Source organism: Christensenella sp. (genome assembly GCF_034927525.1).
Lineage (GTDB): Bacteria > Bacillota > Clostridia > Christensenellales > Christensenellaceae > Christensenella.
Genome location: NZ_JAYFPU010000079.1, coordinates 1 through 12,806, shown reverse-complemented (window position 1 = coordinate 12,806; position 12,806 = coordinate 1). Strand labels below are relative to the sequence as shown.

Annotated in this window: 17 protein-coding genes and 5 tRNA genes; 7 read left to right on the top strand and 15 right to left on the bottom strand. The window is 49.8% G+C overall.

Annotation, left to right across the window (positions count from 1 at the left end; genetic code table 11):
- The 7 genes from VB081_RS02880 to VB081_RS02850 form a co-directional block, all read left to right on the top strand.
- Positions 1-349, top strand: a 349-nt coding sequence (locus VB081_RS02880; RefSeq protein WP_323399344.1) for an EAL domain-containing protein, incomplete at its 5' end; no start/stop codon positions are given.
- 111 nt (positions 350-460) lie between these two features.
- A complete protein-coding gene (locus tag VB081_RS02875) occupies positions 461-1,147 on the top strand; it encodes a M48 family metallopeptidase (protein ID WP_323399343.1) in 687 nt (228 codons plus the stop codon).
- Between the two features lie 84 nt (positions 1,148-1,231).
- Positions 1,232-1,315: transfer RNA gene (locus VB081_RS02870), tRNA-Leu, on the top strand.
- 18 nt (positions 1,316-1,333) lie between these two features.
- Positions 1,334-1,408: transfer RNA gene (locus tag VB081_RS02865), tRNA-Gly, on the top strand.
- 29 nt (positions 1,409-1,437) lie between these two features.
- A tRNA-Gly gene (locus tag VB081_RS02860) sits at positions 1,438-1,511 on the top strand.
- 155 nt (positions 1,512-1,666) lie between these two features.
- Positions 1,667-1,740 (top strand) — tRNA-Gly (locus tag VB081_RS02855).
- Positions 1,741-1,756: 16 nt separating this feature from the next.
- Positions 1,757-1,833 (top strand) — tRNA-Lys (locus VB081_RS02850).
- A gap of 53 nt (positions 1,834-1,886) precedes the next feature.
- Here VB081_RS02850 and VB081_RS02845 read toward each other — a convergent pair.
- From VB081_RS02845 to VB081_RS02775, 15 genes are all read right to left on the bottom strand, one after another.
- Positions 1,887-2,276 carry a tail fiber domain-containing protein gene (locus VB081_RS02845; protein WP_323399342.1) on the bottom strand — a complete coding sequence of 130 codons (390 nt, stop codon included), beginning with the start codon at positions 2,274-2,276 and terminating at the stop codon, positions 1,887-1,889.
- Positions 2,239-3,045 carry a hypothetical protein gene (locus VB081_RS02840; RefSeq protein ID WP_323399341.1) on the bottom strand — a complete coding sequence of 269 codons (807 nt, stop codon included), beginning with the start codon at positions 3,043-3,045 and terminating at the stop codon, positions 2,239-2,241. Before VB081_RS02840 ends, VB081_RS02845 begins: the two co-directional genes overlap by 38 nt.
- A 108-nt stretch (positions 3,046-3,153) precedes the next feature.
- The gene (locus tag VB081_RS02835) at positions 3,154-4,692 is read right to left on the bottom strand and encodes a hypothetical protein (protein WP_323399340.1); all 1,539 of its coding nucleotides are present in this window, start codon (positions 4,690-4,692) and stop codon (positions 3,154-3,156) included.
- Between the two features lie 106 nt (positions 4,693-4,798).
- Entirely contained in the window at positions 4,799-5,122 is a 324-nt protein-coding gene (locus tag VB081_RS02830) for a hypothetical protein (protein ID WP_323399339.1), read from the bottom strand.
- A 4-nt stretch (positions 5,123-5,126) separates the two neighbouring features.
- Complete coding sequence (locus tag VB081_RS02825) at positions 5,127-5,411, bottom strand: phage holin (RefSeq protein ID WP_323399338.1); 285 nt, start codon at positions 5,409-5,411, stop codon at positions 5,127-5,129.
- Between the two features lie 13 nt (positions 5,412-5,424).
- Positions 5,425-6,198: a peptidoglycan recognition protein family protein gene (locus tag VB081_RS02820; protein ID WP_323399337.1), complete on the bottom strand. Its 774-nt coding sequence runs from the start codon at positions 6,196-6,198 to the stop codon at positions 5,425-5,427.
- 28 nt (positions 6,199-6,226) lie between these two features.
- Entirely contained in the window at positions 6,227-6,958 is a 732-nt protein-coding gene (locus VB081_RS02815) for a peptidoglycan-binding domain-containing protein (protein ID WP_323399336.1), read from the bottom strand.
- Between the two features lie 18 nt (positions 6,959-6,976).
- Positions 6,977-8,539 (bottom strand): phage tail protein, encoded by a 1,563-nt coding sequence (locus tag VB081_RS02810; RefSeq protein WP_323399335.1) that lies wholly within the window; start codon positions 8,537-8,539, stop codon positions 6,977-6,979.
- A 20-nt stretch (positions 8,540-8,559) separates the two neighbouring features.
- Positions 8,560-9,102 carry a hypothetical protein gene (locus VB081_RS02805; protein WP_323399334.1) on the bottom strand — a complete coding sequence of 181 codons (543 nt, stop codon included), beginning with the start codon at positions 9,100-9,102 and terminating at the stop codon, positions 8,560-8,562.
- 22 nt (positions 9,103-9,124) lie between these two features.
- The gene (locus tag VB081_RS02800) at positions 9,125-9,340 is read right to left on the bottom strand and encodes a hypothetical protein (protein WP_323399333.1); all 216 of its coding nucleotides are present in this window, start codon (positions 9,338-9,340) and stop codon (positions 9,125-9,127) included.
- A 142-nt stretch (positions 9,341-9,482) separates the two neighbouring features.
- Entirely contained in the window at positions 9,483-10,817 is a 1,335-nt protein-coding gene (locus VB081_RS02795; RefSeq protein WP_323399332.1) for a phage terminase large subunit, read from the bottom strand.
- A 58-nt stretch (positions 10,818-10,875) separates the two neighbouring features.
- The gene (locus tag VB081_RS02790; RefSeq protein ID WP_323399331.1) at positions 10,876-11,310 is read right to left on the bottom strand and encodes a terminase small subunit; all 435 of its coding nucleotides are present in this window, start codon (positions 11,308-11,310) and stop codon (positions 10,876-10,878) included.
- A 74-nt stretch (positions 11,311-11,384) separates the two neighbouring features.
- Entirely contained in the window at positions 11,385-11,531 is a 147-nt protein-coding gene (locus tag VB081_RS02785; protein WP_323399330.1) for a hypothetical protein, read from the bottom strand.
- A 203-nt stretch (positions 11,532-11,734) separates the two neighbouring features.
- Complete coding sequence (locus VB081_RS02780) at positions 11,735-12,178, bottom strand: hypothetical protein (RefSeq protein ID WP_323399329.1); 444 nt, start codon at positions 12,176-12,178, stop codon at positions 11,735-11,737.
- A 167-nt stretch (positions 12,179-12,345) separates the two neighbouring features.
- On the bottom strand, positions 12,346-12,645 hold the full coding sequence (locus VB081_RS02775) for a 3D domain-containing protein (protein ID WP_323399328.1): 300 nt from the start codon (positions 12,643-12,645) through the stop codon (positions 12,346-12,348).
- Positions 12,646-12,806 lie beyond the last annotated feature (161 nt).

Sequence of the window (12,806 nt, the reverse complement as noted above, 5' to 3'; positions counted from 1 at the left end):
AGGCTTCCGCCTAACAATCGACGATTTCGGCACAGGCTATTCTTCTCTCAACCTGCTGCGTACGATGCCCGTCGACGTGATCAAGCTCGACAAACGTTTCTTTACGCAGCGCCTCGACAGTGACCGCGAAAAGATTGTCATTTCGAGTATTGAGGACATGGCGCGCAAGTTGGAGATCACTGTTGTTGCCGAGGGTGTAGAGACCACGGCACAGGCGGATTTCTTAAAGAAGATCGGCTATGATATTATCGTACAGGGCTTTTTGTATGCGCGCCCCATGCCGGAAGATGAGTTTTCCGCGCTTCTTGATGCACTTGGTAAGAGCCTGCCCGAGCCAGACAAGGATTAACAATAATTTTGGCTTTTGTGCAAGACATTTGGAGCTTTCCTCGCGAAAGCTTCTTTTTTCATGCAAAAACAAGCATTTTGTGCTATACTGAAATAGTATGGAGAGGTATTTATGAAAATCAATTTATCTGACGGGAGCTCGATCCAAATCACAGTCAGCAAAAAGACGATGAAAAATATCCGGCTGCGCGTATGTCGCGACGGCCGTGTTTGTGTGAGCGCGCCTTACGGAACAGCGGAATCCCGCATCTATGAATTCGTCAATTCCAAAAAAGGATGGATCGAAAGCCATATCCGTAATTTCCAGAAAGCTGAGAATCCGAATACAATGCAGTTTTTGGGCAGTGAATACGCCTTTGAGGTCGTAAAAGACCGCCGTACGGGCGTTGCTTTGAACGGCAACAATATTACGGTTTTTTGTACCGATCCGGGGAAGCATAAGGAAGTCGTTGAAACATGGTGGAAGCAGCAGGCTGCCGAAATGTTTTCGACGTTTGTTGATAAGTGGTATCCTCTTGTGTGCGGTGAGGAAGACGACCGCAAGCCGCTTGTAAAGGTGCGCAAGATGCAGACATTATGGGGTAGCTGTACCAGCAGCGAACGTACGATCCGTCTGAATTATTATTTGATGTGCGCCTCTGCAGACTGTATTGAATATGTCGTATTGCATGAGCTCATTCATCTGATCCATCCCAACCACGGGCCGGAGTTTCGTTCTTTCCTTGCGGCAAATATGCCCGACTGGAAGGAGCGTAAGGCAAAGCTTGAACAAGAATGTTCTGGTTTGCGCATGGCCTGACATCTCTTTTTCTGTGTTTTTTGCTTGACATTTTTATGAAAAATCTATATAATAATTTTTGCGCGTTACGGACGCGGCACTTAAGCGGGCGTGGCGGAATTGGCAGACGCGCTAGACTTAGGATCTAGTGCCTTAGGCGTGAAGGTTCAAGTCCTTTCGCCCGCACCAAGTTTAAAATAGTACCATGCGGGAGTGGCTCAGTGGTAGAGCGTCGCCTTGCCAAGGCGAATGTCGCGAGTTCGAATCTCGTCTTCCGCTCCATTGTTACAAAACCCACTTAGTTGGGCTTTGCGGGTGTAGCTCAGTGGTAGAGCACCGGCTTCCCAAGCCGGCTATGTGGGTTCGATTCCCATCACCCGCTCCATACCGGGTTGCGGTCGCTCCGCTCCCTTCGCGAAAGAAGTTGCACTTCTCTCGCGGGCTCTCTTGGCTCAAGGTTGTTTTCCATCGCGTTGTCGCTCGGAAAACCGATGGCTTCCTGACGAACGTACCGTGCAAGAGATCGTTCCTTTTATACATGCGGGTGTGGCTCAATGGTAGAGCTCCAGCCTTCCAAGCTGGCTGCGTGGGTTCGATTCCCATCACCCGCTCCATCGTTCCAACGCATGTGCACCCTTAGCTCAGTTGGCTAGAGCACCTGACTCTTAATCAGGGTGTCCAGGGTTCGAATCCCTGAGGGTGTACCAAAAACTCCCCGTAACCATATGGTTACGGGGAGTTTTGTTTTGAATCGAATTGGTTATTTTTTCTCCAGCAATTCGATACGGGTCGTTAAAACATCAATCTGTTTTTGCTGCATCTGGCATAATTTGATAATTGGCGCGGTAAGAGAAGCGTAATCAAGCCCTTGTATTTTTCCTTCTATATCCTTAGATACCAGATTGGGAAATAGTTCATACATTTCTTCTGCGACCAATCCAATCCTACGTTGCCCATCTTCAACACATAACGGAAGAAATGAAACCGGTCTTGCGTCAAGCAGCTTATACGCATCTTTTTCTTCCATGTCTTCGATGTCCCGTTTGTATCGCTTGGATGATTGTTGATTGAATTTTTCAGCATATATGGGTTTCCAAGTATTATCCAACCCCTTACTGTAAAATCCATGGGTAGCAAAAGAGCAAAGCACGCCGTATGCATCCGCACCTAATTCCGCCCCCCCCTGCCTGACCCGTAAACCGCAATCTATGAGCTACGAGGTTTTCCACCCCTATTTCTACAGCGTTCGTCGCAAACGAAGGTCCGTTTACCTTTCCAGAAAAATGCCCTCCCACTTTTGGCATCGCATTGTTTGCAATATTCTGTACCTTTACGACAGCCTCCATACAAGTATCGACTTCATCCGTCACCGCCTTCTGGCTCATCACATCCGTCACGGAAGCTCCCGTTTTCTGCTCCACATTGGGCAGCCCGACGATCATACTTGTAGGATGAGTCGCAGGATGTTCATATTTGTTTGCCCCCGCTTCGATCCCCTCAAGCTTTGCCTTTTCCTCACTCGTGTAATCATTTGAGGAAAGCCCTTTGCCGTCTATCGTGTCGACCTTGCCCGCAAGCCCCACGATCGCCTCACTTGCCTTGCCCATTGCGCTGTTCGCCGTTGTGCGTATCGCTGCCACATCGTCTGCATCCAACAAGATTTTCCTGTCCTCATTCGTCAGTTTTTCTGCAAATAACGCATATTCCGTTTCATATGCCTGATTTACTACCCCAGGATTTTCCTTCAAACAATAGTCTGCTTTCTTCATATACTGATCTGTTCCGCGCTCCAGCTTCCCGATCGCCTGATTGACGTTGTCGGTTGCCAGCACCGCACCCGTCTCTACTGGTTTTGTGTAATTTTCAAGAACGACATCCTCCCCTGAAATGATCGTTGCCCTTGTTTCTTCGTTGCTCATTTCTTTTCTCCTTTTCATTGTTTTCACCCTGCGGACATCTTACCGCCGCTTTATTTGATTTAATCCTTCCACCATGCTTGTGATCGTGCCGTTGCCACCGAGGCTGTATTAATAAATCTCGGCGTCGAGCCCAATCTGGCGCGCCCCAAGCGTGTCGATCAAATATGATGTACTGTACGTTGTGTTTGCCCACGTTGTGCCCGGCTCAACCTCCACCACCACCAAATGCTTATCTCGCGTATATGCCGTATTTGAATATGTAACATCACGAATAAGCCAACTGCCGCTGACTCCCGCCCTTGGCAATGATGTCATTAGTCTTCCCCAACTATTTGTCAGATTTGTTCCGTGTCTTACAACCAGAGGAATCGTCGCGCGCAGTGGTCTTCGTGCCGGGATGAGTAGTGATGCTTTGTTCTCAATTGTTGTCCGTATGTTATGTACCCCCCACGCCGTATTGGTGTTCTGTTCCGCTAATATGGCGTAGTACCGCTCAGCTTCCCAAAACTGTGATCCCATGTCGATATCGTAGATGCCAAAATCGTATGCGGCGTTCTTCCCATAAAACCATGCGAAATAAAATATCTTTACGTCTGATGCTCCCGATGCATTGATTTCTATTTCAAAATTCAGATAATCGTTTCCCGCGCTTATGTTTATGCCATTGTCTTTGTGTACAGTATTCCCACAAAAAGTTGCTGTGAAAATTTTTTCTGTTCCGTCGCCCTGAAAAACAGTCGAGGCTTCCACATCATTTGCGGCAAAAATACGCATAGTGCAATTTTGCGGGATCAGCGCTTTTACAACAACCGTCTTTTCGGATACTTCTTTCCATGGCTTAAACTGCCCCAACCGATAACTACCTGCCCCGGTTGTCTTGATGTTCATGCCATTAAGGATATTTGACGAATGCTCGTAGCCAGCTATAGTCGGCGCTATGCGCTCGATTGATTCTATCGAGCCTGCCGTCAGTGCGCTGCCACATATATTCCTCATATACCATCGATCAGCAGTATACGTCATTGCGTCTCCCACAGGCAACGAAAAATCGGACCATCTGCGCCAAATATTGAAGAACGGATTGTCACTAATACACCTGTTGTTTAAGCGTGGTAGCCCGTCGATCATTCCTGCCGGATGGCTTTGCGGATGCACGTATTTGTTTGCCTCTGCTTCGATGCCCACAAGCTTCGCTTTCTCCTCACTGGTGTAATCATTCGCAGAAAGCCCCTTGCCGTCTATCGTGTCGACCTTTCCCGCAAGCCCCACCTGTGCAGCCTCTGCCGTCCTCTTTGCCTGATCTGCCTTTGTATAAGCATCCCCTGCGACGATCCTTGCTTCGCTACCAATCCCTAACGCACCATCCGCTTTATCCAGTGCTTTATTCGCTGTTTCCTGTGCCTGTAATGCGCTTGTCTGCGCATTGATCGCTGTTTTCTGCACATTTTCCAAATCAGTCTTCTGCGCAAAATCCAGCGCATTTTTCCCTCCTAATTTGAATGCATTTGTAGCGTCTTCCGCAAGCTTGGCCACGCTTGCCAGTTTCACCATACTTCCATCTGCAGCATAGTCCGATTTTTTCATATATTCGTCCATTGCTGCTGCCTCCTCTGTTGCCATCGCTTCTCTTGTTTCCTCTTTGCTCATTGTTTCTTCTCCCTTTTTTATTAAATAGATTTTGGTTTCTTATAGTGCGTCGATCTCTTCTTGTGTGCAGATTTCCCTGTTCCATTTTCCCACGCAGCCATATGCCTCATCCACGCTTCATTTTGTTCAATACCTGCACCATTCCTGTGATCGTACCGTTTCCGCCCAAATTGTGGTACACCTCGTACATATCGTTCACATTTTCCAGGTTATACAAATGCACATATCCCCTGTCTGTGCACTTATCACATTCCTGTATGATATGTGTGCGCAAAAGCGCAACGAGGCCCGCTTTAATGGCTGTCTCTTCGTCCTTTGCTTTTTTGGCGCGCTTTGCAAACGTACCACACAAAAAACCAAGCAGACCCGTGGCTGCTGCAAACAACGCGCCGACCGCCTGCTCTGTGATGAGTTCCCCTATGATGTCCATGTCCTTACTCCTTCGGTTTCTTATACTCCATCGCCTGCTCACTGTCAGAAAGACCCTTCGTCGTCGGATCACTGAGCACACCAATGAACGAAAGCACCGCCATTACCACTGTTCCGATCAAAAACGGATTGGTGAAAAACTGGCCGAGTATGTTCCCTATGCTCTCCCACGTCGTCATATCCGCATACGAAAGACCGTAGTACGCCAACACCGGCGATGCGATCACGCCCAGTATTCCGATCCAAAACTGCGGGCTTTTTACCCGTACCTTCCAATTAATTTTTTTCATTTTCATTCCCCTTTCATCCTTGCCACAAAACAGCCCATGTCTTTTGCCCGACAACGCCATCCGCGCCCGCGCTACCGAGGTCATACCCCTCCGCAATACGCGCGCGCTGAAACCTGATCACTGCCACCCGCGTTTTTTCGCCATATAGCCCGTCAATACTACCCGGCTGCGCCTTGTGATATGCAAGCCGATTCTGCGCCGCCTGCACGTCCCCGCCGCGCATCAGCGGAGACACCATCTTTAAGTTGCGCTTTAGCTCAGGAACATTTGTTTCGGGCTTCGTTGCCTGTGCTTCTTCTTCGCGGCTGCCGGACACATATTCCCGCACCTCGTCCAGCGGGAAATATCTGCCGGGGCAGTCCGTATAACCGCGACCAGCAACTTCATTGTGTCCCTTGACCTCCGTCAATCCGTAATACTGCGCAACATCCCGTGCCACGCGCTTTAACGCCTCTTTTTGTGCATACGGCATCCGGTCGTGCTCAAAATCACCCAACGCAACGATCGCTACCGAGTCGTCGTTCATGCCCTTTGTCCCTGCTGCCGAATTGTTGACCGATCCGCCACAATAGGCAAGGCCGCGCCCCCACGCTACAGTACCGTCTTTTTCCACGCAAATATTATAGTCGATTCCTTTGTGCCCCTTTGACAAATGGTATACGTGAATACCGGAAACGGTCTCCGCATCGCCACCGGATGTGTGATGCAACAGTATTCTTTTAGTCGTCCGGCGAGGTCTTAACTCCCTGCTGAACTGTAAATGATACTCAATGATATACTCAAACATATCGTTCCTCCATCTTCATGTTAAGGTTTCACCTGTTTAATGCAGCCCACGTGTTCGAACCAACGATACCGTCCATGCTAAGCCCATTCTTGATCTGGAAATGTCTAACTGCGGTTGCCGTGTTCGGACCCCATTTGTTGTCTACAGAAAGGTTATAGCCCATGTTGTTCAGGAGTTGCTGGATTTGCGCTATACTATGCCTACCGGCACTACCTCCACTGCCGCCCTTTGAAGCCTTCGCCCACGCTTCAATTTCTTGTTGTTTCTTTTTTTCGGCGCGGTCTTCCTCCTCATTTTTTGCTTGATACGCCCACTGCATTTTTGCAAATGCGTCATCACGTTGCTTTTGGCGTGCTTCACTCAAAAGTTGTGCGTACTTTGTTTGCAGGTTCGCATTATTTGTCATAAAACTGTTTTGTAATTCGCTATTTGCAGACGAATAGATACCGTCTGCTTTTGTTTTCGATTTCAGGTAATCGTTAAAAACATTAGAAGCTGTCGTTTCTGCCATTCCCCCTGTGATCCCCTGTGCCGCCAAAAGCTGCGGCATGTTTTTCTCCGCCATACGCTTTGAGACATATGCGTCCTGATGCGAACCTTGCCGCTCTGCCTGTAACTTTTTTTCTTGATTTGCACGCTGTGTTTCCAATGCCGCCGTTTCCGCTGCCTGAGATTGCTCATATCCTTTGATCTGTTCGTCATATCCGGTTCCGCTTTTGGCGAGTCCTTCTTCAAACATCTTTTGAAAATCCTTTTCCATTGTTCTTTCCTCCTCTGTTTAAACATTCAACGCGGGCAGCGTCACATCAAACGCAACCCTGCTCATGACTACCGCATTGTCATTACGCGCCGATATCTGCCCGCTGGCGTTCACGTTAAAAATACACTGTCGCGTTACGCCGTCTGTACCCATACACGTCCCCACAAAGGCAATCGCATTTACCAGTCCGCTATCCCCGACGATCTGTGCAAAGATATCTCCGTGCGCAAGAGTCATACCGCTCGCCATGATTGCCAACCTGACCCACCCATTGCGCCGCTGCCACATATTTATGGATGGCGATACCTTGCTAAAAATGTCTACATCCCCATCCATGTCCGGCGTTTGCCCGTTCACCGAAAGCACACGCCCGGCAGGAATGAGATATACCCTGTCGATGTATGCCTTGCCGGGGAATGCCGTGTCTGAATAAATCGTAATGTCACCTGTTTCGTTCTTTTCCATCTCGAACAGCACGGCCTTCAATTTGCCCGCTTCTGTCGTGTCGTAAAGCGCGGTCAATACGCAATGCTCCCCCCGCCTGTGTTCGCTTTCAGGAATGTTCAACACATAGCCCCCCGGCGCGTGTACCTGCCAGTCTGCTTGCTTGATCTCCCAGATCACCGGCGGCGCAGTCACGCCGATCTGCTCATAGCTACGGTCGAATTTGATGATATAGTTACATACAAGATAGGGAGGCATGTTTTCGTGTGGCTGATTTCCACCGATCTTGTTCGTCCATTCACTATCGATGACCTGCATGGTGTTGGAAAACCCAATATCTCCATTCGTGATTCCGGCTGCGCTCTTTGTCCCCGCTGCTCCGTTCGCCTTGCCCGCAACAACCACTTGCCTGAGATTATGCTCCGGCATCTCCGCCACACTCAGCGTATGTTTCTCCTCTCCCCCCGTCTTGCCAACCGCGTCAAACGTCTCCGCGTTCTTGCCAACACCCACGCGCCCGCGCATATCCGGCACACGGAAGGTACCCGCCGCATCACCCGACTGATTGTACGTCGTGCCAACAATACCAAATAGCTTTGCATATACACCGTTGCTCGGATAGCTCGCCCCGTCGCACCACAAATACCCGTCAGGTAATGCTTCGCCCGCGAAGAATTTCATGCAGCCGACCGGCTCAAACTCCCCGCTGCCACCTCCGCCGCCTCCGCCACCCGCGTCAATTGCGTCTGTCACCGCCTTCTGGCTCATGACCTGCTCTTTCGACCGCCCGCGCATCTGTACGATATCTGTTTTGGGGATACGCTCGTCGATGCGCGCCAGAAGCTCCGTCTTGTTCCCGTCGCTAAGAGCCTTCAATCCCTCAAGCGTCGCCTGTACATCCGTGCCGGATACGCCCGCTATCTCGACATTCCCGATCTCTCCCGCGCCTGTTCCCGCAACAAGCGCGTCAATCAATTCATTGTGCTTTCCAAGCGCGATCATCATCTTTGCGATATTGTCGAACCGCGCCTTTAACTGCGTCGCAGAAATACCTTCCACCGACGGATTGTCCGGCAGGCTTGCCACGTCTTTCCCCGCAAATTCCCCTTCATTGAATTTCAAATCCTGAATTGCCATAATTGCTCCTTCCATCCTTCTCATTTCACATTAGACTTGAGCGCATCCACAGCACAGTTGCGGATCATCTTGCGGTTCTTAAATTTCATGTTCGTGCGTTCGATGATGTTGTCGATCTCCTGTGCGAGAATTTTAGGCATCATCTCGCCGATTTCCATCTCATGCGTCTCCATTCCGGGCTCCGGTCCGCCCGGCAGACCCGGCATCACCGGCGGCGCTTCACCCGGCATCCCCATAACCGCCTCACTGCTCTGCCCCATCTTCTTCATTGTGATCTTTGTCTTTTTGCGCCCGTATTTTTCCAGCGCGTCGCTACCGCCTGCAAGTTCGATATTCGCCGCAATATCATCGCTGATCAGCATAGCGATATAATAAGAGACAACAGGTTTCAAAAAGTTGAACACCGGTTTATCCAGGTCTGGCGCGTTCACGCCTTCCCATTGCTTGTCATTAAAGAAATTGTTGTTGCGCTCCACATTTTTATAAAGCCCGATCCCCATATTATAGGAAATACCGCGCTGGTATTCCGCCCATATCTCGCTTGCCTTCTTTTTGATCTTCATATTTTTCTTTTCCCCCTGTGTTTTAATTTTCGAAATCTTCTTCCGCCTGTACGCTGCCCGTATAGCTCAAAAGGTTATTGAGCTGTGTGACCTTATCCCGCTTGCGTTCGCCGGGCTCCTCCTGCTGCTCGACCGGCGGCCTTTCCGGCGTCTTGCGCGTCCAAACAAATGGCTTCCTGACGTACGCCCCCAGCAAAAAAGCCAATACCATCCCTACAATCACTCCTAAAACTTCCATTTCTTTGTTTCCTTTCTATTTTTTTGCATAAAAAAAGAAGCGCATTCCCGCACTTCCTGTATTCATACTTTTTCACACTATCATCTTACCACACCCGCATTGGACATTGTCGGACACCGGGCAGACATTTCCTGACACTGCCCTACCGCCCAAACGCGACGATCTCGTCCATCTGGTCGTCCCATGCCGTCCTGCGCACTTTTTCCTGCATTACCGGCGCAGCACACAACGGCCGCCCTGCAATAAAATAGCGGATCGCATCCGGTGCATGTGTCAACTCATGTGGCTCACGTGCGCAGTCGTTAGGGTTCTTCTCATCGTATTGCAGCGCGGGCAGCGTGCGGATCAGGTTGCGGCAGTTATCGAACATTTTTAGGTGTGCCGTTAGCTTGCCCTGCTCATCCCCATATGTGCGCAGCCATTCGTGCAGATTGTACCAGCCCTGCACGCGGTCGTTCTGCGCCTTCACCAACATAATACCGCAATCACAGAATATTTCCGCCGTACTTTTGCCGGTGTCGCTGTGCCTGTTCCATAAATCAGGCGGCGCGTAATATGCGTATATCGATTCGGTGGTCATTTCCGCAATCCTTTTCGCCGCATCCGTCACCACGAGGTTGCTTTCGTAAATCTCCTTGTATATATATGCGTTTTCTTTCTCGTCGAGCGCAATCCAGTAGCATGCCAGCATATCCAAGCCATAATCTAGCGTCACATATCGCCGCCAGTGCTTTGGGATTACAAACGGCTTTATCACATGTACATCGCGCTTAAACTCTGAAAAATACTGCCCGTCAAACACATCCCAATCGCCGTATAACATTGCCTTTTTGCGTTCCTCCGGCAGATTTTCCAGTGTGCGCACATACTCCGGCGAGTGCTCCATCAAAAATTCATTTTCATACACCAGTGACTGTATAAACGTATAGTCTTCCGGCCGCTCGCTCCCGCGGTATAGCCTGTCGATGAACAGCCGTTTGACCCACGTATGCCCTATGCCTCCCGGGTTACATGTAAAATACATTCGCGGCTCAAACGGCTGGACACACATCCCCGATGCGCGGCTGGATTCCGTTAAAGTCTGGAACTGGAACTCCGTGAACTGCGTCGCTTCCTCCATAAAGATCACGTCGTACGCCTGCCCCTGGTATTGCAGTACGTCGCGCTCATTATCGCAGTATCCAAGCTTTAGGCGACTGCCATTAGGGAACAAAAACTCCTTGGCTGTTTCCTTATAGCGTGCCACATCCTTCAGTTGCTTTTGCAGGAAGTTGACATGGTTTTCCCGCAGCTCTGGCAATGTACGCCTCAAAAGCAATATCTGCAATCCTGCATAGCGCAGCGCCAACAGGATAGCCTTGGTGCGTGCCGCCCAGCTTTTCCCACCGCCACGCGCACCTCCATAGGCCGTATAACGTGTCGTGCTCTCAAAAAACCGTACCTGTTTGGGATACGGCTTTTGTATTTTTAAAATCATTTTGCTCCCCAGGAGGGTTTCCTCAGAGGCAATCCCTCTCGCATCACTTCTCATCGACTCACCTTGCCCACTCCCTGATCTCGCCGTCAAGTTCCACGCGAACATCCACACCTCCCGCAATATCCACCTTGTCCGTCAGCATCTTATGGTGCTTCGCAAGGTGCTCTGCAGCCTTGGTACGATCCGCGACCTTCACAGGCTGACGTAGTACCATCTCATCACCTGTTTCCTCATCGATCACAATCTTCTCCTCATATATCTCCCCGCGCATCAGCTTTGTCAGGTATTCAAGCACATCCTCTGCCTGTGCAATATTATTTTTATCCACGGCATCAAGCGCGCGCTGTATCTCAGCACGCACTTCCTCATTTTTCATGGTATTAGATGCGCTTCTGTCCGCATATTTGGGTGCGTATCCCGCGCGGATCGCCGCCTGTGTTGCATTCAAATCCTTCAAATATTCACTGCAAAACCTCTTTTGCCTGTCCGTCATATTTTTTCTCCTCCCTATTTTTTGCAAACAAAAGACCGCCCTTTCGGACGGCCTCACGATTGATTATGCCTTACTTATTTACCACTGTCGTCGCTGTCGTCAAAGCGGTCAAACCCTTCCGACACGCCATTATCCAAAAAATTGTTCTCATCATCAGCCGGATTTGTAAGCACCACCGCTTCTTCGTCTACAAACTCGCCCGGTTCCGTTTTTTCAGCCATTTTAAAACGCCTCCTTCTTTGCTTTCTTTATATTTTCATTCTAAACCTTCCAGGGGATTTCCAAACCAGAGTTGTATTATTTACTCCTGCTTCCCTTCTTATGCAACACAAACTGTGCGCTTCCCCATTTCTCCACACTACCATCATACCACTACACCGCCGGACATTGTAGGACGCCGACCGGACATTCCAAGACATCGGCTTCATCTTTTGCCTGTAATTTTTTTCAACGCAGATGCACGGATACGGCTCAACTGCCGCTCACAATAACCGATTTCGCTCGCTACCGCCATATGCGATATCCTGTCCACATACCGCCGTTTGATATACCGCCGCTCATATTCATCAAGCCCCGCCAACACAATACGTTCCTTCATTCGCTCATATTGCGTATATATCTCTTTTAACCGCGCCGACGCCTCTGCAATCTGCGCGTCATATACGTCCACTAGCTTTTCCACCACGTCATATACCGGGTCGCTCGGCTGGCCTCCCTGTACCCGCACACGATCCATCATGGGCGCGCGCAGCATGCTATCCACGATCTCCACCTTCTTCGCCGCAAACTCCCTGATATCTTCCTCGATCTCTCGCGCCTGTTCCTTAAGATCGCCATACTTGTATAGTTCCCGTTCGATTTTCTGCATATTTTACCTGCTTTACAATTTTATTACGTTTGTTAACAATTTCTTCATTAAATTAACACCGTTTATTCACATAGATGTCTTATCATAAAATCATAAACAATATGATTTTTTCTTTTCATTTTCTTCCTTATATGAAGCGCTCCCAAGCCGGGGGGCGCTTCCTTGATTTACCACCAAACCTGCGCGCTGAATTTGTCAAATTCGCCGTGTCCTGAAACAGCAAGATCGATGATGTTTCCCTTGATTGCCCCGCCCGTATCCTCCGCGACACGCCAGCCGATGCCCTCGATGTATAGATGTGTCTCCAGCGGAATCATCTCAGGGTCTACCGCGACCGTCCGTCCAGGTATGACCGGCGTACCTGTTGCCGTGCCGCTATATCCGCTGTTACATACCTCACATGGGCAGTACGTGGTGATCGTAAACGTTCCGCCGCCCGTCGTCATACGCTCCGCTTCATCGGTCATATCATATTCCGTAAATCCGCCCCACAGCTAGCGCGAGCCCTCCGCTGTATTACACATCACATATTCCGTCATACCCGCGTGGCCTTCTATCCATTCTGTGGTGATCACATATATCGTGTCTCCCTTGCTTACTTCTTCCGTCAACTCGCCCATCGGCTGCA

What these genes read in the sequence shown, in the direction of transcription:
- VB081_RS02785 (WP_323399330.1), bottom strand. Translation starts at nt 11,531, where the DNA reads ATGGCTGAAAAAACGGAACCGGGCGAGTTTGTAGACGAAGAAGCGGTG.
- VB081_RS02825 (WP_323399338.1), bottom strand. Translation starts at nt 5,411, where the DNA reads ATGAAAAAAATTAATTGGAAGGTACGGGTAAAAAGCCCGCAGTTTTGG.
- VB081_RS02805 (WP_323399334.1), bottom strand. Translation starts at nt 9,102, where the DNA reads ATGAAGATCAAAAAGAAGGCAAGCGAGATATGGGCGGAATACCAGCGC.
- VB081_RS02875 (WP_323399343.1), top strand. Translation starts at nt 461, where the DNA reads ATGAAAATCAATTTATCTGACGGGAGCTCGATCCAAATCACAGTCAGC.
- VB081_RS02800 (WP_323399333.1), bottom strand. Translation starts at nt 9,340, where the DNA reads ATGGAAGTTTTAGGAGTGATTGTAGGGATGGTATTGGCTTTTTTGCTG.
- VB081_RS02815 (WP_323399336.1), bottom strand. Translation starts at nt 6,958, where the DNA reads ATGGAAAAGGATTTTCAAAAGATGTTTGAAGAAGGACTCGCCAAAAGC.
- VB081_RS02830 (WP_323399339.1), bottom strand. Translation starts at nt 5,122, where the DNA reads ATGGACATCATAGGGGAACTCATCACAGAGCAGGCGGTCGGCGCGTTG.
- VB081_RS02820 (WP_323399337.1), bottom strand. Translation starts at nt 6,198, where the DNA reads ATGTTTGAGTATATCATTGAGTATCATTTACAGTTCAGCAGGGAGTTA.
- VB081_RS02840 (WP_323399341.1), bottom strand. Translation starts at nt 3,045, where the DNA reads ATGAGCAACGAAGAAACAAGGGCAACGATCATTTCAGGGGAGGATGTC.
- VB081_RS02835 (WP_323399340.1), bottom strand. Translation starts at nt 4,692, where the DNA reads ATGAGCAAAGAGGAAACAAGAGAAGCGATGGCAACAGAGGAGGCAGCA.
- VB081_RS02795 (WP_323399332.1), bottom strand. Translation starts at nt 10,817, where the DNA reads ATGATTTTAAAAATACAAAAGCCGTATCCCAAACAGGTACGGTTTTTT.
- VB081_RS02810 (WP_323399335.1), bottom strand. Translation starts at nt 8,539, where the DNA reads ATGGCAATTCAGGATTTGAAATTCAATGAAGGGGAATTTGCGGGGAAA.
- VB081_RS02780 (WP_323399329.1), bottom strand. Translation starts at nt 12,178, where the DNA reads ATGCAGAAAATCGAACGGGAACTATACAAGTATGGCGATCTTAAGGAA.
- VB081_RS02790 (WP_323399331.1), bottom strand. Translation starts at nt 11,310, where the DNA reads ATGACGGACAGGCAAAAGAGGTTTTGCAGTGAATATTTGAAGGATTTG.
- VB081_RS02775 (WP_323399328.1), bottom strand. Translation starts at nt 12,645, where the DNA reads ATGACCGATGAAGCGGAGCGTATGACGACGGGCGGCGGAACGTTTACG.